General features: G+C 50.5%; 23 protein-coding genes. 22 read left to right on the top strand and 1 reads right to left on the bottom strand.

Going from position 1 to position 26,107, the window contains the following annotated elements:
- Positions 1-87 precede the first annotated feature (87 nt).
- A complete protein-coding gene (locus L1N85_RS12940; RefSeq protein WP_235238691.1) occupies positions 88-1,248 on the top strand; it encodes a class I SAM-dependent methyltransferase in 1,161 nt (386 codons plus the stop codon).
- 83 nt (positions 1,249-1,331) lie between these two features.
- On the opposite strand, the gene L1N85_RS12935 is transcribed toward L1N85_RS12940, so the two are convergent.
- Positions 1,332-1,568 (bottom strand): DUF2626 domain-containing protein, encoded by a 237-nt coding sequence (locus L1N85_RS12935; protein ID WP_235238683.1) that lies wholly within the window; start codon positions 1,566-1,568, stop codon positions 1,332-1,334.
- Between the two features lie 266 nt (positions 1,569-1,834).
- Here L1N85_RS12935 and L1N85_RS12930 point away from each other — a divergent pair, with 266 nt between their 5' ends.
- The 21 genes from L1N85_RS12930 (at position 1,835) to ftsA (ending at position 26,075) form a co-directional block, all read left to right on the top strand.
- Positions 1,835-2,485 (top strand): RsfA family transcriptional regulator, encoded by a 651-nt coding sequence (locus L1N85_RS12930; protein ID WP_235238674.1) that lies wholly within the window; start codon positions 1,835-1,837, stop codon positions 2,483-2,485.
- 168 nt (positions 2,486-2,653) lie between these two features.
- The gene (locus L1N85_RS12925; protein ID WP_235238671.1) at positions 2,654-3,661 is read left to right on the top strand and encodes a ketopantoate reductase family protein; all 1,008 of its coding nucleotides are present in this window, start codon (positions 2,654-2,656) and stop codon (positions 3,659-3,661) included.
- Positions 3,662-3,667: 6 nt separating this feature from the next.
- The gene (locus L1N85_RS12920) at positions 3,668-4,069 is read left to right on the top strand and encodes a DUF3397 domain-containing protein (RefSeq protein ID WP_235238669.1); all 402 of its coding nucleotides are present in this window, start codon (positions 3,668-3,670) and stop codon (positions 4,067-4,069) included.
- Positions 4,070-4,212: 143 nt separating this feature from the next.
- On the top strand, positions 4,213-5,853 hold the full coding sequence (gene bshC / locus L1N85_RS12915) for a bacillithiol biosynthesis cysteine-adding enzyme BshC (RefSeq protein WP_235238666.1): 1,641 nt from the start codon (positions 4,213-4,215) through the stop codon (positions 5,851-5,853).
- A gap of 50 nt (positions 5,854-5,903) precedes the next feature.
- Positions 5,904-7,169 carry an adenosylhomocysteinase gene (locus L1N85_RS12910; RefSeq protein WP_235238658.1) on the top strand — a complete coding sequence of 422 codons (1,266 nt, stop codon included), beginning with the start codon at positions 5,904-5,906 and terminating at the stop codon, positions 7,167-7,169.
- Positions 7,170-7,277: 108 nt separating this feature from the next.
- The gene (locus L1N85_RS12905; protein WP_235238649.1) at positions 7,278-8,300 is read left to right on the top strand and encodes a DUF4349 domain-containing protein; all 1,023 of its coding nucleotides are present in this window, start codon (positions 7,278-7,280) and stop codon (positions 8,298-8,300) included.
- Between the two features lie 129 nt (positions 8,301-8,429).
- Entirely contained in the window at positions 8,430-8,867 is a 438-nt protein-coding gene (mraZ, locus tag L1N85_RS12900) for a division/cell wall cluster transcriptional repressor MraZ (RefSeq protein ID WP_235238647.1), read from the top strand.
- Between the two features lie 30 nt (positions 8,868-8,897).
- Positions 8,898-9,848: a 16S rRNA (cytosine(1402)-N(4))-methyltransferase RsmH gene (rsmH, locus tag L1N85_RS12895; protein ID WP_235238639.1), complete on the top strand. Its 951-nt coding sequence runs from the start codon at positions 8,898-8,900 to the stop codon at positions 9,846-9,848.
- Positions 9,849-9,871: 23 nt separating this feature from the next.
- Positions 9,872-10,264, top strand: coding sequence for a cell division protein FtsL (gene ftsL / locus L1N85_RS12890; RefSeq protein ID WP_235238820.1), 393 nt, complete (start codon positions 9,872-9,874; stop codon positions 10,262-10,264).
- Between the two features lie 56 nt (positions 10,265-10,320).
- Positions 10,321-12,546, top strand: coding sequence for a penicillin-binding transpeptidase domain-containing protein (locus L1N85_RS12885; protein WP_235238636.1), 2,226 nt, complete (start codon positions 10,321-10,323; stop codon positions 12,544-12,546).
- A gap of 139 nt (positions 12,547-12,685) precedes the next feature.
- Positions 12,686-14,626, top strand: coding sequence for a stage V sporulation protein D (locus L1N85_RS12880; RefSeq protein WP_235238630.1), 1,941 nt, complete (start codon positions 12,686-12,688; stop codon positions 14,624-14,626).
- Between the two features lie 77 nt (positions 14,627-14,703).
- Entirely contained in the window at positions 14,704-16,191 is a 1,488-nt protein-coding gene (locus tag L1N85_RS12875) for a UDP-N-acetylmuramoyl-L-alanyl-D-glutamate--2,6-diaminopimelate ligase (protein WP_235238629.1), read from the top strand.
- Complete coding sequence (locus L1N85_RS12870; RefSeq protein WP_235238628.1) at positions 16,188-17,603, top strand: UDP-N-acetylmuramoyl-tripeptide--D-alanyl-D-alanine ligase; 1,416 nt, start codon at positions 16,188-16,190, stop codon at positions 17,601-17,603. Before L1N85_RS12875 ends, L1N85_RS12870 begins: the two co-directional genes overlap by 4 nt.
- Before the next feature lie 4 nt (positions 17,604-17,607).
- A complete protein-coding gene (mraY, locus tag L1N85_RS12865) occupies positions 17,608-18,564 on the top strand; it encodes a phospho-N-acetylmuramoyl-pentapeptide-transferase (RefSeq protein ID WP_235238625.1) in 957 nt (318 codons plus the stop codon).
- 75 nt (positions 18,565-18,639) lie between these two features.
- Positions 18,640-20,088 (top strand): UDP-N-acetylmuramoyl-L-alanine--D-glutamate ligase, encoded by a 1,449-nt coding sequence (murD, locus tag L1N85_RS12860; protein ID WP_235238622.1) that lies wholly within the window; start codon positions 18,640-18,642, stop codon positions 20,086-20,088.
- Positions 20,089-20,134: 46 nt separating this feature from the next.
- Positions 20,135-21,232: a stage V sporulation protein E gene (gene spoVE, locus L1N85_RS12855; protein WP_235238613.1), complete on the top strand. Its 1,098-nt coding sequence runs from the start codon at positions 20,135-20,137 to the stop codon at positions 21,230-21,232.
- Between the two features lie 12 nt (positions 21,233-21,244).
- Complete coding sequence (locus tag L1N85_RS12850; protein WP_235238611.1) at positions 21,245-21,472, top strand: hypothetical protein; 228 nt, start codon at positions 21,245-21,247, stop codon at positions 21,470-21,472.
- A gap of 83 nt (positions 21,473-21,555) precedes the next feature.
- Positions 21,556-22,461: a UDP-N-acetylmuramate dehydrogenase gene (gene murB, locus L1N85_RS12845; protein WP_235238609.1), complete on the top strand. Its 906-nt coding sequence runs from the start codon at positions 21,556-21,558 to the stop codon at positions 22,459-22,461.
- 15 nt (positions 22,462-22,476) lie between these two features.
- Complete coding sequence (murA, locus tag L1N85_RS12840; protein ID WP_235238606.1) at positions 22,477-23,745, top strand: UDP-N-acetylglucosamine 1-carboxyvinyltransferase; 1,269 nt, start codon at positions 22,477-22,479, stop codon at positions 23,743-23,745.
- A gap of 98 nt (positions 23,746-23,843) precedes the next feature.
- The gene (locus L1N85_RS12835; protein WP_235238598.1) at positions 23,844-24,614 is read left to right on the top strand and encodes a cell division protein FtsQ/DivIB; all 771 of its coding nucleotides are present in this window, start codon (positions 23,844-23,846) and stop codon (positions 24,612-24,614) included.
- Positions 24,615-24,833: 219 nt separating this feature from the next.
- Positions 24,834-26,075: a cell division protein FtsA gene (gene ftsA / locus L1N85_RS12830; protein WP_235238590.1), complete on the top strand. Its 1,242-nt coding sequence runs from the start codon at positions 24,834-24,836 to the stop codon at positions 26,073-26,075.
- The last annotated feature ends 32 nt before the right edge of the window (positions 26,076-26,107 follow it).

Genomic DNA, 26,107 nt, shown 5'->3' with positions numbered 1-26,107 from the left:
AATCCTCCCTCCTCAGCAATTATTTTATGCGGCAATTCATTTTATTATATCTCAGCAATCTTACATTTGGAAAAGGATGATCGAACGATGAAGGAAAATGCGCTTGCGGCATTCATTGCGAAGCGAATAGCCGAATCCGCTTCGGCTGGTTGGTACATAGATGCTGAAGGCAGCAAACGGATAGTTAGCTGCATCTCTTTCCGCGAGTATATGAGCCACTGCTTATACGATGAGCAGTATGGTTATTATCGCTCGGGTCCGGTACGAATCGGAAAGGAAGGGGATTTTTATACGAGCTCGGGCATTGGCCGGGTGCTGGCGGAGGTGCTTGCCCGTTATTCCATGACTTATGGCATTAGCGTTAGTGAAAGGCTTAACCTTGTCGAATGGGGAGCCGGCACAGGCAGATTATCGGCTCAAATGGCTGAAGCAGGCAGGGCTCAATGCGATGAATGGGATGAGAAGTTTAGAAGCGTACTCATTGAGGATCATCCGCTGCATCAATATGCCGCGCTCGAAGCGTTCGCCCGCTTAGACTGTGTCAGGGATTCGGAGAAAAAGCCGATTATTTTATCGTCCGAGGAGGCATGGAGCGGAAAACTGCTGCAGAGGCCTGCGCTGGTGGTTGCCAATGAACTGCTTGACGCATTTCCTGTCCATCGCATTCAGTGCGTGGAGGGCAAGCTCGTAGAGCTGGGCGTTGCCGGCAATGCACAGCTGGGGTTTATTGAGGCGTATATGCCGATTACCGACTCCCGCATCAAGGGATGGCTGTCGAGAGATGGCATCCAATTACTGGAAGAGCAGCGGACGGAAATTCATGCGGCTGCTTCCGACTTTTTGCAGCGGCTTGGGAAAGTGATGTCCAAGGGACGCCTAATACTAATCGATTATGGACATGAGTCTTCGGAGTATGCGGCGGAGCATCGCATGCTGGGGACGCTTATGTGCTACTGGCGCCATCAAGCAAGCGACAGCCCGTATGAGCGCTTAGGCGAGCAGGATATCACTTCGCATGTGCCCTTTACCTTTATTCGCCATGCAGCTGAGGAAAGCGGCTGGCAGTTGATCAGCTATTCTACCCAGAAGCAATTTTTGCTTGAAAATGGCGTGCTCGAGCTGCTTCAAAGTCATGACGGCGTCGATCCATTCAGCGAGACCGCAAGGATGAATCGCGCGATCAGGCAGTTGCTGCTCAGCGATCAAATGAGCGAGACGTTCAAGGTGATGGTGCTGGATAAAAAATAGGAAACGGGAAAATAAAACGGTGTCAGTCCTTTGAGGACAGACACCGTTTTATTCTGCTTCTGTATAAAGCATGCCATTTTGAGTTAGAACGGCAAGTCCATTTTGAAAACAGACCAATACGTGAACCCTACGAAAGAAATGACCATATAACCCCAGAACATAAATATGTAAGTTCTCTCGGAGAAATTCAGGTAGCCCAGAAATACGAAAGCAACGGCCTGCGCGAAAAACAAGAGCGCAAATTCCGTCATATGGCCTGCAAAAGCCATTAGTCCGATTACGAGACACCAAAAACCAAGTACCCGATACATACGTGCCATGTTAACATCCCCCTCTCGCTGCGACCCGATTTTCTAATGATCATTATAACGTTTGGAGAAATAAGTGTAAACCTGCAACCGTGACGAAATCGCAAACTTTTTTGATCGTTTCAGCATGCCTGCATTCAGTTTGTTCAAATATAACCGCTAACATGTATGAGCGCGCGAAAAAATGGTTATACAATTTAGTATCCAATAGATTCTATGAACTCTACCAAGGGCATAGAGATAAAGTAAGCGCCTTTACGTTAGGAGGTTTTCGTTGCATGACAGCAGTTAGACAAGATGCGTGGAGTCCGGACGACGATCTTATGCTCGCCGAGGTTACACTACGCCATATTCGCGAAGGAAGTACACAGCTTGCCGCATTCGAAGAAGTAGGGGAACGAATCGGACGCACGTCCGCAGCATGCGGTTTCCGCTGGAACAGCTGTGTCCGCAAGCGGTATGAGGATGCTATTCAAATCGCAAAGCAGCAGCGCCAGAAACGTAATTATTTGAAAAAACAAACGATTGTCGCAACGCCGCATGTTTCATCTTTATCCGTTTTTGAATCGGATGAACGTGCTTTTAAACAGGATAGCAGTTCACTCGAGGAAGGGCTGTCGATCGATGCTGTTATTCGTTTTCTTCGCGGTTGGAAGTCGACCTATCAGGATTTGACGCGTCAAATCAAAATGTATGAGAAGGACATGAAAGACAAAGAGGAAGAGCTATATCGATTGCGCGATCAGAATGAGAGATTGTCCAAAGAAGTCAATAATGTTCAGACGGATTATCGCGCGGTCAACGATGATTACAAGACGTTGATTCAAATTATGGATCGCGCCAGAAGGCTGACGGTTCTGACGAACGATGAAGAAGTAAAGCCGAGATTCAAGATGGATGCGAACGGCAATTTAGAACGTATTGAATAGGTTTTTAAAGAAGAATTGAGAGAGGCATGCCAGCAGGCATGCCTCTCTTTATGTTGCTTTATTTTGAGAAGATTTGATACGATGGTCTCTATAATGTAGCGGAACACTATGGTAACTAGAGTCTATTTGGTCCGGAGCAGATGAACTGGAAAGGGGACTTGTGACCGAATGGGGGATAATGTGCATATTGATGTGGTTGGCGGCGGGGCAATCGGGCTGTTATTTGGCGGGCGTCTCGCGTCAGCGGGAGCTAAGGTCACGGTATGGACGCGAAGCGAGGAGCAGGCCGCTAAGATTAGGGATGAAGGCATTCGACTGCTGGCGTCAGGCGGCAGCGAGCAGCTTGTGCCTGCAGGGAGCATGTGGATCGAATTAGCTGCGGCTGCAAGGGAGACGGAGACCGACCGTCAGAATAGCCCGTTCCGGGTTATATTGCTGACCGTGAAGCAGACTGATTTGAATGAACGGCTGTTATTCAGGCTGGCGGAGCTGGCGGCATACGGCGGGCAAGAGCGCACGGCGATCGTTTGCCTGCAGAATGGGATCGGCCATATGGAGCGGATAAAAAGCAGGCTGCCGAGCGCAGCGCTCTTTACGGCCGTGACGACCGAGGGGGCGAAACGATTGGATGCCCGTTCTGTACAGCATACCGGAAAAGGACAGCTGTGGCTCGGGAAATGGAATGGAAATGAACGTAATCAAGACGATACCCTCGAAAATCTGCAAAAAATGTTGGTATCCTTGCTGGAATCGGCAGGATTTACCTCCTTTCTGTCGAATGACATGGAGAATCGTATTTTTAATAAGCTGTTGATTAACGCGGTGATTAACCCTTTGACAGCCATGTATGACGTAACGAACGGCGAGCTGCCCAATCATCCGTTGCGGGAAGCGCTTATGCGTGCGCTTCATACCGAAACGGAGCAGGTGCTTCGGGCGGCGGGCATGACTTTAACGATTGACGGCTGGCAGTTGATCATTGACGTATGCAAGCAGACCAGCGGCAACGTTTCATCGATGCTGAACGACGTGAGATCAGGCAGAGCAACGGAAATCGATGCGATAAATGGAGAGATCGTTCGGATAGCGGATAGTAATCATTTATCGGCGCCGCTTAATAAAGCAATAACCGTCCTAGTACAAGCACTATATTCGAAGCCGGATAAGAGGGAGTGAGGAAAGATGGCGATGATCTGGGAAAGCATCACCTATTTATACGCTTATTTGGCGGTCATTCCAATCATTCCTTTCATCATCGTCTTGTTTGGCTACGGAGCCTTTATCCGCGACCGGAAGAAAGCGTTCCGATTGGCAATGGATATTACAACTGCCTTTTTGATTGGCTGCGTGGCCGTGTTGTTCGACAATCTGTTTGGCAGCAAGTTTGGCTTTTACGGTATTTTATTGTTTATGCTTCTTGGAGCGGGGCTGCTGGGCAATGCGCAGTTTCGAACGCGCGGAAGTATCGATGCCAAAAAGATTTTTCGGACCGTTTGGAGGCTTAGCTTTTTTACGATGAGCTTACTTTATGTCGTGTTTATGTGTATCGGATTTGGTAAAATGTTGTTCACCGGTGCGGCCTAATATAATCGTATGAGAAGCCTCTCTTCCAAGAGAGGCGTTTTTGCTTTGACGGACGGCTTAACCTTTGTGTACAATTACGATGTTAAGATTTTTGAAGCGAAGTCGCTAACGCGACTTACAAGCGGGAGGTTACAGGCTGCGCTATGAGAACTGAAACATATTCAATGCCGGGCGTTCAGCCTTTGACTGAAGCTTACATACATCGGACGGATAGTCGGGTCGAGGCTTTGTATGGCTACCATGCCGGGGCGGAGCAGGATTGGGATAGACGGTTGAAGCGTTTGGAGGAAAGCGGCAATGTTAGAGCGGACGCCGCCGCGATAGCTGGCGTGCTTCGTGCTTATAATGAGAAGGCAGGCGCTGCACCTGAGGTTTTCGCCTCGATTGCGGCGATTGCCGAAGGTGCGCCCGTAGTCGTTGGAGGACAGCAGGCCGGCTTATGGACCGGTCCTCTGCTCGTTATACATAAAGCTGTAACGATCATAGCTGCCGCGAAGTCGGCGAGCGAGCAGCTTGGAAGAGAGGTTGTGCCGGTCTTTTGGGTCGCCGGCGAGGATCATGATTGGGAGGAAGCCAATCATGCATTTGTAATCACCGCTGAGCAGGAGCTGCGCAAGCTGGCGTCCGTCCGTCCCGAGGGGTCGCGCACATCCGTGAGCCGTACGGCGATATCGCTTGAGGATTGGGAGAAGCTCCTTGCCGATCTGGAGCTAGCGTTGCCGCATTCTGAATTTAAGCCTGCGCTGCTGGATGAATTGCGAACAATGTCGCAGAAGGCAAATTCTTTGTCCGACATGTTCGCTATGCTTTTGAGCCATTTATTCGGTAAGCGGGGCTTGGTACTGCTCGATGCGGACGATCGGGACGTTCGCGGCTTAGAAGCTCCGATGTTCCGGCAATTGATTGAACGTAATGACGAATTGGAACAGGCCTATTCGGCTTCATCGGAGCGGATAAAGCAGCTTGGTTATACTTTGCAGGCGGAAGTAACGCCGGGCAGCGCCAATCTATTTCTGTTTCAATCGGCAAGCGGCGATGAGCGAACGCTGCTGCACAAGCGGGATGGCGGATTTCAGGATCGCAAAGGCCAAATCAGCTTATCTGCGGCGGAGCTGCTGCAAATCGCTGACGAACAGCCGCAGCAGTTGAGTAATAACGTGCTTACGCGTCCGCTTATGCAGGATTATTTGTTTCCTGTCCTTGCCGCTGTATTAGGTCCAGGTGAAATTGCGTATTGGGCCTTAACCGGAGAGGCGTTCCGGATTCTCGGCATGGAAATGCCGATAGTCGTGCCGCGTATGTCTTATACGCTGGTAGAGGGAACGGTCGCCAAGCATTTGGATAAATATGAGCTCACCTTCGAGGATGTAATGGAGCGCTTCGAGGAGCGCAAGGGGAAATGGTTGAAGCTGCAAGACGGATTATCCATTGAACGGCAATTCGCCGAGGCGCGTCAATCCTTCGAGACGCTCTATAAGCCGCTTCTGGAGCTGGCGGCGGGCGTTCAGCCGTCGCTGTCCAAGCTGGGGGACACAAATCTGCAAAAAATCGTTGAACAAATCAATTATATGGGCTCCAAGACGGTGGACGCCTTTAACAAGCAATTCGAGGCATCGATCCGCCAGCTTGATCGCATTCATCTTTCTATTAAGCCGCAAGGTAAGCCGCAGGAGCGGGTTCTGAACATGACTGCCTATTGGAACAGATATCAGTTGATTTGGCTGGAGAAACTGCTTGAGGCTCCTTATCACCGCACGGGCGGACACGAGATCGTTTATTTATAAGTCAAGCATGAGAATGAGATACAACTATTTTGGAGGAGGTTATTTTAAAAATGAGCACGCTGGAGAGAAGCATCATCGCCGATTTATCGTTGGCGCCCGAAGGTCGTTTGAAGATTGATTGGGTACAGGCGCATATGCCTGTGCTAAATACGATCCGTGAGCAATTCGAGAAGGAACAGCCCTTTAAAGGGCTTAAAGTAACGATTGCGCTTCATCTTGAAGCGAAAACGGCTTATCTGGCTAAAGTGGTTAAAGCGGGCGGAGCGGAGGTAACGATTACGGGAAGCAACCCGCTGTCGACGCAAGACGATGTTTGCGCCGCGCTTGTTGAGGACGGTATTACCGTATTCGCGAAATACAATCCGAGCGCGCAGCAATTTAAAGAGCTTAACATTAAAGCGCTGGAGTGGAAGCCGGATCTCATTATCGACGACGGAGGCGATTTGGCAACGATTTTGCACTCGGAGCATCCGGAGCTAGGCGAAAACCTGCGCGGCGGGGCGGAAGAAACGACGACGGGCATCATTCGTTTGAAGGCGATGGAGAAGGAAGGTTCACTAAAATTTCCGATGGTAGCCGTTAACGATGCTTACTGCAAACATTTATTCGATAATCGTTACGGAACGGGCCAATCCGTATGGGACGGCATTAACCGGACGACAAACCTGATGGTCGCGGGCAAAACGGTTGTCGTCGTCGGCTATGGCTGGTGCGGTAAAGGCGTAGCGATGCGTGCGAAGGGTCTTGGCGCAAACGTTGTAGTTACGGAAATCGACGCGATCAAAGCGGTTGAGGCTTATATGGACGGCTTTGCCGTCATGCCGATGATTGATGCGGCTAAGGTCGGCGAGTTCTTTGTGACGGTTACGGGTAATCGCGACGTCATTCGCGGCGAGCATTATGAGGTTATGAAGCACGGGGCCATTATTTCGAATGCGGGCCACTTTGACGTAGAGGCGAATAAGCTGGAGCTCGCTGCAATGTCATCGAGCGTCCGCACGGTTCGCCGCAATATCGAGGAGTTTAAGCTGAAAGACGGACGGAGCATTTATTTGCTCGCTGAAGGACGGTTGGTTAATTTAGCGGCTGGCGACGGTCATCCCGCAGAAATTATGGATATGACATTTGCTCTTCAAGCGGTAGCTTTGAAATACGTGAACGAGCAATACGAGACAATCGGCAATAAAGTCGTCAACGTGCCTTACGAGCTTGATGAGCAGGTAGCGAGATTGAAGCTGGAGTCGCTTGGCTTCGGGATCGATAAACTGACGCAGGAGCAAATTGCATACCTCGACAGCTGGAAGGAAGCTGAATAATGGCATGAGGCAGCCACCAAAAGAAACCGCGAGCAATCGCGGTTTCTTTTGTTGTAACCTTTTATTGCTATTTGACGTCTGAAGGTAAAAATAGCAGGGGGGATTTTTTTGTATAAACAGAAAAAAGGGCTGTATTTATGGGCTGTCATTATCATTGTGATCGGTCTGCTTGCCGGCTGCTCATCCAGCGATCGCAATATGGCTGATTCCAAGACCGCCGGGGAAAGTCAAGCTGGGTCTGCAGAAGAAAATGGTAGCTTTGCGAACGACTCGGCATCGGCCTCGAATGAAGCGCTTGCCGCTGATGCCGACAAAGCTGCAGATGGTTCAGGCGATGAGGACTCGGTCGCTGGCGGCGGCTTTGCTTCTGAAACCGCAGCCGGGGCCGATGGCTTTAATCAAAAAATAATTTATACGGCAACCTTAAGTATGCAAGTAGATGAGCTTGCATCTGCTGCGACCACGCTTCGCAATGCGATCCATCAAAGCGGCGGTTATATTTTGCAATTTCAAGATACGAGGCATGACGGAGAGATAGGCTCGAGCTACACGATCAAGGTGCCGGCAGCCGGATTTATGTCTTTTATTGATCGGGTGGAACAGATCGAGCATCGAAACTTCGAGCGCAATATCGGGGGTAAGGACGTTTCCGAGGAGTACGTGGACCTGGAATCGAGGCTGAAGGCGAGAGAGCTTGTGGAGGAAAGGCTGCTTGCCATGATGGATAAAGCAGTGAAGGCAGACGATTTGCTGAAGTTTTCACAGCAGTTAGGTGAGGTTCAGGAGGATATTGAACGGATAAAAGGCAGAATACGATACTTGGACAGCAATGTGTCCTTCTCCACCGTCGAGCTTCGTATGTACCAAACGGATCAAACGGTCAGACTGTCTTCTTCGGAGAACCCTCACTTAGGGGGAAGGATGTCTGACGCTATCGAAGGAAGCGCGAAGGTTGTATGGGAAGGCTTAAAGCTATTGCTCGTAATCATAGCCGGGGCTTTGCCGGTGTTTGCCGTGCTTGCCGTAATTGCCGTTCCGGCTATTTGGCTCTCGCGGCGCCGCAAACGCACAGCAGCAAACAGGCGATCGCCTGCCGATGAGGAAAAGAGCACTAAGGACAACAATCATTAATAGTGTGAAATATTTTCAAAAAATCCTGCTCATAGAGCAGGATTTTTATTTTAGGTGGCGAACTACTGTATCTAAGTGGGGAAAAGTGGAGCGAAGTGGTGGACTTAGGGGAGAAGGTGGAGCGGAAATATGTTTATGGGTGAATATCAACATAGCATTGACGAGAAAGGCCGCATCATCATACCTTCAAAGTTTCGCGAATCTCTAGGATCTTCGTTTATCGCAACACGAGGTTTAGATAACTGCTTATTCGTATATCCCATGAGCGAGTGGAGCGTTCTGGAGCAAAAGCTGAAGTCTCTGCCGCTGATGAAGTCAGACGCGCGGGCGTTTACCCGGTTTTTCTTCTCTGGAGCAACCGAATGCGAGCTCGACAAACAGGGAAGGGTAAACATACCCAGTCACCTTCGCGAGTATGCAAAGCTGGACAAAGACTGCATGGTTCTCGGCGTATCCAGCCGCGTAGAGATTTGGAGCAAACAGACGTGGGACGGCTATTATGAGCAATCGGAACAAACCTTTAACGAAATTGCCGAGAAGCTCGTCGATTTCGATTTCAACTTCTAGAATGGACAACGAGAATGGGAGGGCTGAAGTGTGTTTCAGCATATTACAGTGCTTTTGGAAGAAGCGGTTGACGGTTTGGCTATGAAGCCGGACGGCATCTACGTCGATTGTACGCTTGGAGGCGCGGGACACAGCGAGCTTATTGCATCCCGTCTAGGCGATGGAGGGCGGTTAATCGCATTCGATCAGGACGACTGGGCGCTGGATAATGCTCGCGAACGGCTAGCTCCTTATATGGATAAAGTAACGCTGGTAAGAAGCAACTTCCGAGATTTGGAGCAGGAGCTAAGAGGCTGCAACGTACCTATGCTGGAAGGTGTTCCTCAGGTGGACGGGATTTTATTCGATCTTGGCGTGTCCAGTCCTCAGTTAGACGAGGCGGAGCGGGGCTTCAGCTATAATCACGATGCCCCCCTTGACATGCGTATGGATCGAGAGGGAGATCTGACTGCCTACGAGATTGTGAATACGTGGGAGGAGCGCGATATTTCCCGCATATTGGACCGGTATGGCGAGGAGAAGTTCGCGCGCTCGATCGCCCGCAATATTGTGAAGGCAAGGGAAAAGGCGCCCATCGAGAAAACGGGCGAGCTGGCGGAGCTGATTAAAATTTCTATTCCGGCTGCTACGAGACGAACCGGCGGACATCCTGCCAAACGTTCTTTTCAAGCGTTACGAATTGCCGTTAATGATGAGCTTGGAGCGGAGGAGGATGCTCTTGAGCAGACTATTCGCTGCTTGAAGCCAGGAGGACGCGCCTCCGTTATTACTTTCCATTCATTAGAGGATCGCATTTGCAAGCAAATATTCGCCAAGTTCGTGGAGAAATGTACGTGTCCGCCGGATTTTCCGCTTTGCGTATGTGGAAATAGCGGGACTGTGAAACTGATTAATCGCAAGCCGTTCGTTCCCAGCGAGGAAGAGCTTGAGCGCAATCCGCGCGCCCGATCGGCAAAGCTTAGAATAGCAGAAAAATTGTAAGAGGGGGAATTGAATTGGCGTACGTGAATGGCAATTTGGCTCTGCAGCCGAAGCGAAAGCAGGATAAGCAGACGGTTATCAAAGAGACGAAGCGTGTTGTTGTAACACGTAAATCATTACCGGTACAAGAAAAGCTATTGTATCTGTTCACGGTAGTCATGTGCGTTTTAGTCGCCGGCGTTATTATTTTCCGCTACGCGCAAATTTATGATATGAACTTGGATATCAAGCAGTTAAATAACGACTACCAACAAATGAATGTGGAAATGGAAGATTTAAAGAAGCAGGTCGAAATGCTGAGCGATCCGGAACGCATCCGCAGGATGGCCGAATCGCAAGGGATGGTCAGTTCGCTGGAAGGCGGCATATCGGTTAGAACGGGCGACAGCGAGACGAAAACGGCCATGAGTGAATAGGGTGAACGATGATGATAAAACGAATTAGATTGCGGACACTGTTGTTTGGAGGGGTAATGACCCTCCTTTTTCTCATTTTAATAAGCCGAATCTACTATGTGCAGGTCGTAGAAGGTGCAAAATGGTATGATCTGGCGAAGACCCGTTGGTCGACAGAAGAAGAGCTTGTTGCGAAGCGGGGCTCGATCATGGATCGCAACGGAAACGTGCTTGCGATGGATACTTTAGCCTATAATATGGCGCTCAACCCGCAAGCTATCCATGATGCTGAAATTACCGAAGAGATTATTGACGGTCTGAACGACATTCTCGGTATATCGAAGGAAGACCTTCGTAAACATGTAATGGCAAAGAAGGAAAACGGAGACTATGTTAGTCATCGGGAGGTGCGTAATGGAGGCTGGCAAATCGACAAAACACTAGCCGATCAAATCAATGAGTTTAGTAAAGAGCTGTCGAAGGAAAAGAAGGTGTCTGATGTTGGTATTTACCTGTTTGATCAATTAAAGCGTTACTACCCCAGAAATGAATTAAGCTCTCAATTAGTTGGCTATCTGGACATGGACGGCGCAGCGAAGACGGGCGTCGAAGCCTTCTTCGATGAACAGCTAAGCGGAGAAAATGGACGTATTACCTATGAGAAGGACGGCAAGCGCGTTCAGCTTGCAGAAGGGGAAATCGATTTTCAGCCGGCGGAAGACGGGCAAAATATTAAGCTCACCATCGACGGCGACATTCAGCATTATGTGGAAGAAGCGCTGGAGGAAATCGTCACCAAATATGCGCCGAAGAGTGCGACGGCCATCGCTGCCGATCCGAATACGATGGAAATTTTGGCCATGGCGAACGTGCCGGAGTTCAATCCGAATGATTATTCTAAAAACAACTCGAACTCTTACAATCATGCGATTAAATCACTATACGAGCCAGGCTCCACCTTCAAAATCGTAACGCTTGCGGCAGCGGTGGAGGAAGGTCTCTTTAATCCGAATGAAACGTACAAATCGGGCAGCATCTCCATTCCTGGCGTACCGAGGGCTATTCGAGACATTAAACGCGAGGGCTGGGGAACGATTTCCTTTCTGGAGGGCTTAAAATATTCCAGTAACGTTGCCTTCGTCAAGCTCGGCTATGAATGGATGGGGGCAGCAAAATTTAAAGATTATATTGCGAAATTCGGTTTCGGACAAAAAACTGGCTTACAGCTTGGCGGCGAGCAGGGTGGCCGCGTGAACCTGAATTGGCCTCTCGAAGTAGCGAATGCTACGTTCGGACAAGGCGTAACCGTTACTCCCATTCAACAGGTAGCAGCCGTAGCGGCCGTAGCGAATGGCGGAAAGCTTCTGCAGCCGCAAATCGTGAAGGAAATCATCGATCCGGTTACGAAGACGACTACGAAAATAGAGCCAAAGCTGGTAAGGCAAGTGATTTCTGAGAAGACATCCCGCAAGGTCGGCGAATATCTGGAGCAGGTCGTGTCGGACCAAGAAATTGGAACCGGTAAAAACGCTTATATCGAAGGATATCGGGTGGCCGGCAAAACGGGTACCGCTCAAAAGGTTGTGGATGGCGATTATTCTGCAACGAAGTTCGTTGTCTCCTTCATCGGTTATGCGCCGGTGGACAATCCGAAGATCGTCGTTTATATCGTCGTGGATGAACCGAACGATCCGTTGGTCGGGGGCGGTACGGTAGCCGCTCCGGCTTTTAAACAAATCGTGTTGAAGAGCTTGCGCAAAATGGGAGTTACTCCGAACTATGAGACTAAAACGGATGCAACGAAAACGGAAGTGTCGGTCACGATTCCTGATTTAACCGAAATGAGCATCGCGCAAGCGAAGTCAGAGTTGAAGGTTAAGGGCATGACCGTCGAATTAGTCGGTAATGGCGGGAAGGTGCTGCAGCAAATCCCACCTTCTGGATCATCCGTACATCCGACACAGCGCATTTATTTAATTACAGAGCAAAGAGATAAGCTTACCATTCCTGACTTAACGGGCGTATCGCTTCGGGATGCGCTGGAATTAACGACGCTGATCGGCATTCGCCTCATCCCGGAGGGGCAAGGCTTTGTCGTATCCCAGCAGGAGGAAACCTTAAATAATGTAAAGGTATTGAAGGTTGTTCTCGCGCCGCCGCAAGGATCGCCTCGGCAGACGAATGAAGCGGAAGCGGGCGCAGGTGCTGCGGCCGAAGAGGCAGAAGGCGCAGAGCAGGATGCAGCTGCGGATGTCGCAGACGTTGAAGCAGCGAATGAGGCTGGAAATGCCGCTGAAGAGTAAATCGGGATCATTCCATGCCTTCCTCAATGCCGTTGCCTTCCTTTAGAGCTTGTTCTATCCTTCGCTTGTCCCGAATAGGCTGGGAATGAGCGTCAGCATACGCTCCTCGCGAAACGTTCAAGCGGAGGGGGAACAAGTAATGAAGGTATCCAATGTGACAGTAAGACGCCGTTTATTCATAATTGTTATTTTAGCTGGAGCAGCATTCCTGGCATTAAGTTTACGGCTCGGGTATGTGCAGCTATGGCAGGGTAAGGAACTGACAGATAAGGCCGAGAACTCATGGAGGCGCGAAATTCCATATGTTGCGAAACGGGGAGAAATCATAGATCGTAACGGGGTGCAGTTGGCCTATAATGTCAGCGCGCCTACTGTATTTGCTATTCCGGTACAAATTAAGGATCATCAGATTACGGCGGCTGCGCTTGCACCGCTACTGGAGATGTCAGAGGAAACGATACTCAAAAAAATCAAAACGAGAGAAATGATCGTAAAGCTCGGGCCGGGCGGCCGTAAAATCACGCTGGATAAAGCTGAGCAAATACGCGCTCTCGGGCTTAAAGGGATTGTCGTTGCAGAAGACAACAAACGTTTTTACCCCTATGGCAGTCTTGCGGCACATGTATTAGGGTTCACAGGCATTGATAATCAAGGGCTAACGGGGATAGAGGCTAAGTACAATGAAGAGCTAAGCGGCATTGGCGGCAATGTTGCGTTTTTGGCGGATGCGGCGGGAAATGCAATGCCTAATTCCTCCGATACCTACAGCGAGCCGAAGGACGGGCTTACGATGCAGCTAACGCTCGACAAGCAGATTCAGACGGTTATGGAGCGGGAGCTGGATCAGGCGATGACGAAGCTGCAGCCGGACGGCATTATTGCCATTGCAATGGATCCTAATAACGGCGAGATTCTCGGCATGGCAAGCCGTCCTACATACGAGCCGGATAAATATCGTGAAGTCCCCTCGGAGGTCTATAATCGGAATCTTCCGATTTGGATGACATACGAACCCGGTTCAACCTTCAAAATTATAACGCTTGCCGCCGCCTTGGAGGAAAATAAAGTCGATTTGAAAAACGAACGCTTCTTCGATCCAGGCTTTATCGAGGTGGGCGGAGCTAAGCTCCGCTGCTGGAAAAAGGGCGGCCATGGCAGTCAAACCTTCTTGGAGGTCGTGGAAAATTCCTGCAACCCGGGTTTTGTAACGCTCGGCAACCGATTAGGAAAAGTAAAGCTGTTTGAATATATTAAAAGCTTTGGCTTCGGAACGAAAACGGGGATCGATATTGGCGGCGAGGAGAACGGGATCCTGTTCAAGCTTAGCCAGGTCGGTCCCGTAGAGCTTGCTACGACTGCCTTCGGTCAAGGCGTATCGGTAACGCCGATTCAGCAAATTACGGCCGTATCTGCAGCTATTAACGGCGGGACGTTATATAAGCCGCATGTGGCCAAGTCATGGATTAACCCGGAAACCGGAGAAACGGTGGAGACGGTAGAACCGGAAGCGGTTCGAAGGGTCATTTCGGAGGAGACCTCCAAGGAAGTGAGAGAGGCGCTCGAGAGCGTCGTCGCCAAAGGCACGGGCAAAAATGCGTTTATCGACGGCTACCGGGTCGGAGGCAAGACGGGCACGGCGCAAAAGGTTATTAACGGACGCTACTCGCCAAACGAGCATATCGTTTCGTTTATCGGCTTCGCCCCGGCTGATGATCCGCAAATCGTTATTTATGTAGCGGTAGATAATCCGCAGGGAATCCAGTTCGGAGGCGTTGTAGCCGCTCCGATCGTTCATAACATTATGGAGGATGCATTGTCGATCATGGAGATTCCGCCGCGCGAGAAGCAAATTGAACGCAACTATAAATATGGTGAAATCCCGATCGTTACCGTACCGAACCTGGTGGGGAAATCGGTATCAGACATTTACGAAGATTTGAATATGAATTTCAACCTGACAACAGCCGGCTCAGGCAAAACGGTTATCCGGCAAGCTCCGGCTGCGGGCACGCGCGTTGATCGCGGATCCACGATCCGCATCTATTTAGGCGAAGATGATAATATATCCCACAACCATTGACTATAATGGTAGTTAACGAGAGCGCCGCGGACGGCATATAGTGAATCTGTTGGCGCTTAAGGGAGGGGTTGAAGCAGATGCGTTTAAAGGAAATTGCGGAGCTGCTTATAACGTCGCGGTTGATTGGCGATGGGGAGACGGAATTGACCGGCATCGGAAACGATTCTAGGTGCATACGGCCGGGCCAATTGTTTATTTGCTTGCGAGGGCATACGGTGGATGGTCATCTGTTCGCGCCTCAAGCAGCGGCGGCCGGTGCCGCTGCGCTCATAGTGGAACGGGAGCTTGAGCTTGAGCTGCCTCAATTAGTCGTTAGAGATTCAAGGCTTGCGATGGCCGTTATCGCTAATTATTATTATCATTATCCGAGTCAGTCGATCAAGCTGATAGGGGTCACAGGAACCAACGGGAAGACGACAACGACCTACTTAATTGAACAAATTTTAAATGATCAGAACCATCCGACCGGCGTTATAGGGACGATAGAGCTGAGATATTCGGGTCAATCATTCCCTATGTCAAACACGACTCCGCAAACGCTCCAGCTGCAGCAGTATTTGAGCCGGATGCGCGATGCGGGGAATCGATATTGCGCGATGGAGGTATCTTCGCATTCGCTTGAGCAGGGGCGGGTGAAGGGCTGCCGCTTCCGAACGGCCGTGTTTACGAATTTATCGCAGGATCATCTGGATTACCATGAAACAATGACTCGTTATGCGGCGGTTAAGGGATTGTTTTTTTCCCGATTGGGCAATGTGTATACCGCCGAGGAGAGCGAACGCTCGTACGCCGTGCTTAATGCGGATGATCCCTTGTCGTCCACGTATGCGGAGCTGACGGCTTCCGAGGTTGTGACCTACGCGATTGACAAGGAAGCGGATGTGCGTGCGTCGAACATACGAATCACGGCAAAGGGTACCGCCTTTCATGTCAGCACGTTTCGCGGGGAAGCGGAAGTTACACTCCAAATGGCCGGCAAATTCAATGTTTATAATGCATTAGCCGCCATAAGCGCCGTCCTTATAGAAGGGGTAGAGCTTGAAGCTATAACGGCAAGCCTAAGCGCCATACCCGGCGTTCCAGGGCGTGTGGAGGCTGTAAATGCCGGGCAATCCTTCGCGGTGATCGTGGATTACGCCCATACGCCTGACGGTCTCGAAAATGTGCTGCGAGCCGTACAGCAGTTCGCCGAGAAACGAATTATTTGCGTATTTGGCTGCGGCGGCGACCGGGACCGAACGAAGCGTCCGTTGATGGGATTGATCGCAGCGAAGTATGCGGATTATATTATGATTACTTCGGATAATCCGCGTACGGAGCCGCCGGAGCTTATCTTGAAGGACATTGAAGCCGGACTTATAAATAACGATTTTGATACATTAAGATACGAATTGATAGCCGACCGAAGGGCAGCCATTCAAAAAGCGGTTGAAATGGCAAGCCCAGGCGATGTAGTATTGATTGCGGGGAAAGGTCACGAAACCTACCAGGATATGAACGGAGTCAAGCATCCGTTTGACGATCGAATAGCAGCGAAAGAAGCGATAAGGGGAATCATACATTGATTAAACGTACGATCAAGCAAATAGCCGGGATGAGCGGCGCAAAATGGAATGGAATTGGGGCAGAGCTGCTTGTATCGGGCGTAACAACTGACTCGCGGCGAGCCGAAGCGGGTCAGTTGTTTGTGCCGCTAGTCGGCGAGCAGTTCGACGGGCATGACTATTTGGAGCAAGCCGTTAATAATGGCGCAGCAGCCGCATTGTGGCAGAAGGGGCGCGAAGTCCCGGAGGCGTTTGCGGATTTTCCGCTGCTTATTGTCGGAGATACGCTGGTTGCGCTGCAGCGGTTAGCTTCCTCCTATCGGAGCGAACTTGTTGTGCGTGTAGTAGGAATTACAGGCAGCAACGGCAAAACGACGACAAAGGATATGACCGCGGCTATACTCGGCACATCCTATAAGGTACACAAAACAGAGGGGAACCTGAACAATCATATCGGTTTGCCGCTCACTGTTCTTCAGCTCGATGAAGAAACGGAAGTTGCCGTGCTTGAAATGGGCATGAGCGGCTATGGAGAAATCGAACTGTTGACCAAAATCGCCCAGCCCGATGCAGCGATCATCACGAATGTCGGCGATGCGCATCTTCTTCAGCTGGGATCAAGAGCAGGTATCGCGAGGGCGAAGCTGGAGATCGCTTTAGGGCTAAGCGAAGATGGCTTGCTGTTGTACAACGGCGATGAGCCGCTTCTCGAGGCAGAGCTGCATCGCGCGACGCTGCCAAGCGGTATCGTTCGCCGGACCTTCGGGCTAAGCGAACGGAATGAATGGTCGGCGGCCGATATTGTGATCGAATCGGAAGCGGCAACGTTTACGGCTGTCTTTAATGGAACGCCAAGCGGGCTGGGATCGGTTCGCATACCTGTTCCAGGACGGCATAACGTAAGCAATGCGCTCGCCGCTATTGCCGTTGGCCGATTCTTCGGCGTTCCGGCAGCGAAGATAGCGGAAGGTCTCGGCAGCATGAAGTTGACGGGCATGAGGATTCAGCCGGTTCGTGCTTTTAACGGAGCGATGTTATTGAATGATGCTTATAACGCGAACCCTACCGCGGTTCGTGCGGCAATTGATCTTGTTGAGCAATTGGAGGGCTATCGCCGGAAATGGGTCGTGCTTGGGGATATGCTCGAACTTGGGCCGGAGGAGAAGGAACTGCACTTCGAAGCGGGTGCTTATATTACGCCGGACAAGGCGGATGCGGTGCTGACATTTGGCCCGTTGTCGGTGCATACGGCCGAGGGGACGAGGTCGCGCTTTCCAAGTGCGGCGGCTGAAGAGGCTGTCCTGCATTTTGACGATAAAGATATGCTTGCCCAGTGGCTCCGCGGTCAGCTGCAGCCTTCGGACATCGTGCTTATTAAGGGCTCCCGCGGCATGCGGATGGAACAGATTGTCCAAGCATTAGAGGTGGGGTGAGGTTATGGATATGATGGTCATTTTATTTTCGATCGGCGCCTCTTTTCTGATAGCGGTTTTGCTCGGACCATTGTTCATACCTATGCTCAGGCGTCTGAAGTTTGGTCAGCAAATTCGCGAGGAAGGTCCGCAAAGCCATTTGAAAAAGAGCGGTACGCCGACTATGGGCGGCATCATAATTATGATCGCGCTCATGATCGCATTTTTGAAATTTTCCGATAAGACCCCGGAATTTTGGGTGCTGCTGACGGCATCGCTCGGTTTTGGACTCGTCGGATTTCTGGATGATTACATCAAAATCGTATTCAAAAGATCGCTTGGACTTACGGCGCGCCAAAAGCTGTTCGGACAGCTTTTATTTTCAATTATTGTATGCGCGATGCTGTACAACATGAATCACAGCACGGAAATAACCATTCCAGGAACGGGCTGGGGCTTTGATCTTGGATGGTTCTATTATCCGTTAGTCGTTATTATTATGTTCGCTGCAAGCAACTCGGTTAACTTTACGGATGGACTTGATGGGCTGCTGGCCGGTACGAGCGCCATTGCATTCGGCGCATTTACGGTAGTCGCGCTGCAAGCGTCGGCGCATGAATCAGCCGTTTTCTCTGCGGCCATGATTGGTGCCGTACTCGGTTTTCTTGTCTTCAACGCCCATCCGGCTAAAGTATTTATGGGGGATATGGGCTCGCTTGGCATCGGCGGCGGCATCGCGGCCGTGGCGATTTTGACGAAGACGGAGCTGCTGCTTATCATTATCGGCGGTGTTTTTGTATTAGAGATGCTGTCGGTTATTTTGCAGGTGGCATCCTTTAAGCTAAGGGGCAAGCGGATTTTCAAAATGAGTCCGATCCATCATCATTTCGAGCTTGTCGGCTGGTCGGAATGGAAGGTCGTTGCCGTATTCTGGCTGGCCGGCCTCGTTCTTGCGGCTGTTGGTTTATTGTTCGTCATTTAAATCGCTAAATTAATCTGAAGGCGGCTTCTGCTTGAGCAGAGCCGCTGCATGTATCCATAGAAGGGACTGTCAGACATGAATCATCCGGCATCATACAAGGGCCGCAAAGTTGTTGTGCTAGGTTTGGCCAGAAGCGGAGTAAGCGTAGCGAAGGTCTTTCATCAATTAGGCGCGCAAGTCACAGTGAACGACAAGAAGGAACGTGAATTATGCCCCGAAGCGGATGAGTTGACTGCTTTGGGCATTTCTGTGCTATGCGGCTTTCACCCGGACGATCTCATTACGGAGGACACGGCATTATTAATCAAAAATCCGGGAATTCCCTATTCGGCATCGCCTGTAAAACGAGCGCTTGAGCTTGACGTTGAAGTCATAACGGAGGTAGAGGCTGCCTATTGGCTGTCTCCTGCCCCGATCATAGGCATAACGGGCTCGAATGGAAAAACGACGACGACGACTTGGATTGGCAAGCTGCTTGAAGCGGCCGGCAAGGAGCCGATCGTAGCAGGCAATATTGGCCGTCCATTGTGCGAGGCGGCACTGGAAGCAGCGGAGGACCAATGGATCGTTGCCGAGCTCAGCAGCTTCCAGCTGAAGGGAACGGATTCGTTCCGGCCCCGCGTTGCCTTATTGCTGAATATCGCGGAGACGCATCTTGATTATCATGGAAATATGGATGACTATGTCAATTCCAAGGCGAAGCTATTTGACAATCAAACCGCTGAAGATGTTGCGGTCATTAATTGGGACGACTCCGAATGCAAAGCTCTTTCTGATTTGCTCGCGGCGCAGCTGTTTCCTTTCTCACTTTATGAGCGATTGGATACGGGCGTATTTATAGACCCGCCTTACGAAAGGCATAGTGAAGGCTTACAAGCATCTGAAGCCGAAACAGCGTCTGATTCCAGACAAATTGTTTATAATTTTGGCGATGGCGTCAAAAAAACAATTTTGCCGGTTGACGAATTGGGTATTCCAGGGCGTCACAACGCCGCAAACGCGCTTGCGGCCATTGCGGCATGCTTGGCAGCGGGAGCGCAGCCCGAACGGCTTGAAGAGCCTTTGCGTACGTTTAGAGGGGTCGAGCATCGGCTGGAGTTTGTGAGAGAGCGGAATGGAGTCAACTATTATAACGATTCGAAAGCGACGAATCCGGCGGCGACGGCCATGTCGGTGCGTTCCTTGCCGGCGCCGGTCGTGCTGATCGCCGGCGGACTTGATCGCGGATCTGATTATATGGAGCTTGTTCCGCTGTTTCGCGATCGTCTGAAGGGGCTCGTCGTATTCGGTGAAACCCGGGAGAAGCTTGCGCGGGCAGCTGAATTGGCAGGTTTATCCAGAGTGGAAATCGTCGAACCTAGTGAAGACGCCGAGTCGGTTCTTCAGCAAGCGGTGAAGCAAGCGGCAGCTATGGCAGAGCAAGGCGATACCGTACTTCTGTCGCCTGCTTGCGCCAGCTGGGACATGTTTGCATCCTATGAGCAAAGAGGGCGCATTTTTAAAGATTCGGCGCATACCTTGTAATTAGGGGGCATGTCCCTACTTACCCATGCTAAGAGGTGTGTTCGCTATGGCCAAAGCGCGTTCTGCCCCGGATATTTGGATGCTTTCCGCAATCGGGCTAATACTCGCAATCGGATTAATTATGGTGTACAGCGCGAGCGCCGTCCTCGCTTTTCACGAGCACGGCGACCGTTTCTATTTTGTGAAGCGGCAGGCTTTATTTGCCGGACTTGGTATAGGTGCATTAATATTTACGATGAACACGCATTATTCCACTTGGAAAAGGTGGGCGCCGATGGCTTTGATCGTCTGCTTCGGCTTGCTCATACTCGTTCTTATTCCCGGCGTCGGCGACGTTCGCGGCGGCGCGCGCAGCTGGCTTGGCATCAGCTCGTTCGGCATACAGCCATCCGAATTTATGAAGCTGGCTATGATCTTATTTTTGGCCAAGTGGTTATCCGAGAAGCAGCAAACGGTCACGCAATTTACGAAAGGGCTTATGCCGCCGCTCGGACTCGTCGGACTGGCATTCGGTTTCATCATGCTTCAGCCCGATCTTGGAACGGGCGCCGTCATGCTCGGGGCGTCATTGCTGCTTATTTTCACGGCGGGCGCTAGAATGGCTCATTTGGGCGGTTTGGCGCTTATCGGAGTCGCGGGCTTTGTCGGACTAATTATAGCGGCCCCTTATCGTCTGAAGCGAATTACCTCTTTCCTGGATCCTTGGGCGGATCCTCTAGATGGAGGCTATCAGATCATTCAGTCTTTGTTGGCGATCGGTCCGGGGGGGTTAGTGGGCCTGGGTCTTGGCATGAGCCGTCAAAAATACAGCTACCTGCCTGAGCCGCAGACCGATTTTATTTTCTCCATCATTGCCGAGGAGCTTGGCTTCATTGGGGGAGTAACGCTCATAATGCTATTTCTAGTCGTGATATGGCGCGGCTTGCGCGCGGCTATCGCTGCGCCCGATACGTTCGGCAGCCTGCTGGCCGTAGGCATAACCGGCATAGTCGGGGTACAGGTGCTTATCAATATCGGTGTCGTAATCGGAATGATGCCGGTAACCGGCATTACGCTGCCGCTTGTAAGCTATGGCGGATCCTCGTTGACGCTTTTGTTGACATCGTTAGGCATTTTACTTAATATTTCCCGTTACTCGAGATAGAGATTCATAATATTGGAAATAACGGCAATCGGTTTGCCGTCTATTCTCATTCCTGCTTCCGGCAGACCGATTGCGATCGCATGCATTGGCGCCATGGAGCAGCGATATGGGCGGCTGTCACACAAGAGCCTACAGGGGCATAAGATACACTATATTCGTGACCGTCGCCCGGATGGGGCGGTTATCGCAACTAATACACCCGTAAGCAGGATTGGCTGGAACGTTATCGGGAGTAGGTGAATCGTGAACAGCTTGTCAGCAACAGGTTAGCGTCTGCTAACGAAGCAAGTTCAGCTTTGGAAAACCTTAAGGAGGTTCGACTAATGGAAGCATTTAAAGCGGAATTGGAACAAGCCGGTGTAGGCGATATTTTGTACAATGAACCGCTCTCGAACTACACAACATGGAAAATCGGCGGTCCTGCCGATATATTAATCCTCCCTCGAGGCAAAGAAGAATTGGTATCGGCGGTACGCTTGTTTCAAAAGCATCGGATACCATGGACTAATTTGGGCAGAGGCTCCAACATGTTGGTGAGTGACAAAGGGGTTCGCGGCGTTGTGATTAAACCGCACAGCGGGTTAGATTACGTGCGTTTCGAAGGGTCGCTTGCCATTGCAGGCGCATCGTATTCGTTTATTAAGCTGTCGGTTATGGCGGGGAAGGAAGGACTGACCGGACTTGAATTCGCAGGGGGAATTCCGGGTACGGTGGGCGGAGCCGTCTATATGAACGCTGGCGCGCATGGATCGGATGTGTCACGTATTTTTAAGTCAGCTGACATTGTACTGGAGACAGGAGAATTGGTTCGCTACGAAAGAGACGACATGCATTTTTCTTATCGTCATTCGATTCTTCAAGAGCAAAAAGGGGTTGTTGTTGAAGCGACCTTCGAGCTTGCGGAGGGAGATCGTAAAGAAATTGCCGCTACATTGGCCTCCTTCAAAGACAGGAGACGACGGACGCAGCCTTTGCAGCTTCCATGCGCAGGGAGCGTGTTCCGTAATCCGCCGGGTGATCACGCCGCACGGCTTATTCAAGAGGCGGGTTTAAAGGGCTGGCATATCGGAGGAGCACAAGTATCTGAGCAGCATGCCAATTTTATTGTGAACACCGGGCAAGCGACAGCAGAAGACGTTCTCGCCCTCATGACACATATCAAGAGCACCGTACAGGACCGCTTTGGCATCCTGCTGGTGCCGGAAGTATTGGTGGTGGGCGAGCGGTAATTCGGAGGTGATACATTGGACAAATTGGTGATTGAAGGCGGGAAACCTCTATCAGGAACCATAGTTATCCAAGGAGCGAAAAATGCCGCTTTGCCGATATTGGCGGCCAGCTTGCTAGCTGAAGGCACAACGACGATCGATCATGTGCCTAACTTGCTGGATATCGATGTCATGCTGAACATTTTGCGCGAATTAGGATGCCGCGCCGAGCATACGGGAGGAACGGTTGTGCTGAATACAGAAACCGCACATACGTCCCACGTGCCGGAATCGTTAATGAGACAGATGCGCTCTTCTATTTTTCTAATGGGGCCGCTGCTGGCAAGGTTTGGTGAAACACAGGTTTACCAGCCGGGCGGCTGCGCAATCGGCGAACGAAAAATTGATCTTCATCTGCAAGGTTTGCAGGCGCTTGGTGCAGAAATAGAAGAATTGGGTAACCGTATCATATGCCGTGCAGAGAAGCTTAGGGGCGCCGATATTCATTTGAGCTTCCCAAGCGTCGGAGCGACGGAGAACATTATGATGGCTGCTGCTTTGGCTGAAGGCCGAACAACGATCAGCAATGCAGCGCGTGAGCCGGAAATTCAGGATTTGCAATGTTTTCTAAATGCGATGGGCGCAAAAATTATGGGGGCCGGAACGGACACGATAACGATAGATGGGGTACAGTCGCTAACACCTTGTCGTTATAAGGTTATTCCGGACCGCATAGTCGCTGGGACGATTATGGTAGCCGCCGCCGCGACGCGCGGTCAGGTGACGCTCCAAAATACAAAACCCGCGCACTTGTCCTCCTTGATTCATGTTCTGCGCCGCGCAGGTGTTCAAATTGTCGTTGACGGTGATATAATTAAAGTCGGCAATGCAACCAGACCTAAGGCAGTTGAAAGAATCGTTACCTCGCCGTATCCGGCCTTTCCTACCGATTTGCAATCTCAGGTTATGGTTCTGCTTACGCTTGCGGACGGTGTTAGCATATTGAAAGAAACGATCTTTGAAGGCCGTTTGAAACATGTCGATGAGCTGTCCCGCATGGGAGCGGACATACGCGTGGATATGAACGCAGCTATTATTCGCGGCGTGCCCCGTCTGTACGGCGCTACAGTGGAGGCGACCGATTTGCGCGCAGGAGCCGCACTCGTTATAGCGGGTTTGGCAGCGCAGGGCAAAACGGTGGTTGAGCAAATTCATCACATCGACCGTGGGTATGACAGAATTGAAACGATGCTGTCAAGGTTAGGAGCGCGTATATCGCGATACTTGCCGGTGCCTAATAATTAGCATTATGCGCTTTTGCTGCAAGATAGAAACTGCCGGCTGCCCTTACAGGCTTTACTTTGAGGAATGCCGGAAGTTTTTTGTGAAAGAAGGGACAAGTTATGAGCGCTCAGATGCCTGTACTAAAGGAACCCGGCCGCAAACGAATGGGCAGCCGTAAGCTGCTTAGCATTCTCCTCCTATTATTTATGGCTCTTCTAACCGTATTATTCTTTAATTCTTCGATCAGCAAAATATCTGAAATCCAAATCGAGGGAAATCGATTTGCTGCGCGGGAGGAAATAGGACAAGCTGCTGCCGTCGTGGTCGGTGACGCTTTCTTCCGCACCTCATCCCAAGCTATTGAAGGCCGGGTAATGACGCTGCCTCAAATGGAGAAGGTAACGGTGACGAAAGCCTTTCCAGGCGTCGTGAAAATTACGGTTAAAGAATATCCGGTCGTTGCATTCGAGCTGTCTGCGCACGGGGAAATGACGGCACTTTTGTCGAACGGCACAAGCGTTAACGCGGACAATGATCAATTACTGTTGGTCGATAAGCCAGTACTCTCCGGTTGGTCCGACGATGACCCGGTCAAGGAAGAGCTTACGAAGCAGTTAGGCAAAATGGGGACGAAGCAGTTATCCGACCTGTCGGAGATCATTCCGATACCTTCGACCGCTTATCCCGACCGTATCGTCATTTATACAAGGACAAAGTTTGAAGTGATTACAGCAGTCTCCGTGCTGCCCGAAAAGATCGAAGCATTGAACGCCGTGATCGAGACGCAGGAGCCGGGGAAAATAACGATGCTGCTTGCCGATACTTATGTGCCGTTCCATACGGAAAGTTCAGAAAATATGGACTCAAATCAAAAAGAGACTACTCAATAGCTTGAAAGAATGGTAGAATTTTATTTATCGCATTCATACTTAATATAGCTGGATAACTTTAGGATTTATGGGGCATCGCAAGGGGCGGGGCTCGACAAAAACCGAAAAAAATGACGAAAGTTTGTTGAAAAAAGAGGGAAAATATTAAAGGCGTTGAATATGTAGAAAGACCTTAAGCAAAAGTAAATTTATTTTTAGTTGAAACGGAGGTGCCGCGAGTTGAGCAGCAACGACATCATCGTCAGTTTGGACATCGGTACATCCAAAGTTCGTGCTATTATTGGTGAAATGAATAATGGAGCCATTAATATTATTGGAGTTGGATCTGCCGACTCGGAGGGTATTCGCAAAGGAGCAATAGTAGATATTGACCAAACCGTGCAATCGATTCGCAATGCTGTGGAGCATGCAGAGCGCATGGTTGGCATTCAAATATCAGACGTATACGTTGGGATTCAGGGCAATCATATCGCACTGCAAACTAATCGTGGCGTCGTTGCAGTATCCAACGAGGATCGTGAAATAGGCGAAGAAGATATTGAACGCGTACTACAAGCAGCTAAAGTAGTCGCGCTTCCACCGGAGCGCGAAATTATTAATCTTGTTCCCAAGCAGTATTTAGTAGACGGCTTGGAGGGCATATCTGATCCGCGCGGCATGATCGGCGTCCGTCTCGAGGTAGAGGCGACTATCGTCACAGGAACGAAGACCGCGATACACAATCTCATGCGCTGCGTAGAGAAAGCCGGGCTTCGTATATCCGGCGTCATCTTGTTATCATTGGCTTCCGGCGTCATGTCGCTTACGAAGGATGAGAAGTCGATTGGCACGGTGTTGACAGACATCGGAGCCGGCTCATGCACCATCGCCATTTATGATCAAGGCGGAATAGTAGCCACTTCAACGCTGCCCATTGGCGGTGAATATGTAACGAATGATATAGCATACGGCTTGCGTACGCAGAGTGAGCAAGCGGAGAAAATTAAACTGAAGTACGGATGCGCGAATGTGCCTGACGCAGCGGAAGACGTTAAGTTTAAAGTGACCCGCATGGGCAGCAACGTAGAGAAGGAATTTTCCCAGCTGGATCTAGCTAGTATTATCGAGCCTCGCATGCAGGAAATTTTCCATCTGGTTCGCCAGGAGGTTCGCAGACTCGGTTACGGAGATAAGGTGAACGGCTATGTATTGACCGGCGGTGCCGTATCGATGCCTGGAACGCTCGCTTTGGCCCAGTCAGAGCTAGAGTCTTCCGTAAGAATCGCCCTGCCGGATTATATCGGAGTAAGAGATCCTGCATTCAGCAGTGGAGTGGGTATGATTCAATACGTGTCGAAATATATGGGGGCTCGCGGAAACGGAGCCGTGAAGAAATCGGCAAGCCGCAAAGCAAGTCCAGCAGCTCCAACCAAACCCGGTATGTTCGAGCGGATAAAAAGCATGTTCAATGAGTTTATATGAAAACGAAGAGAATATAAGTTTCACCTCTTTAT

It is taken from the genome of Paenibacillus alkaliterrae, assembly GCF_021532375.1.
Taxonomy (GTDB): domain Bacteria; phylum Bacillota; class Bacilli; order Paenibacillales; family Paenibacillaceae; genus Pristimantibacillus; species Pristimantibacillus alkaliterrae.
The sequence above is the reverse complement of the archived record's forward strand: the minus strand, read 5'-3'. Positions and strand labels throughout refer to the sequence as shown.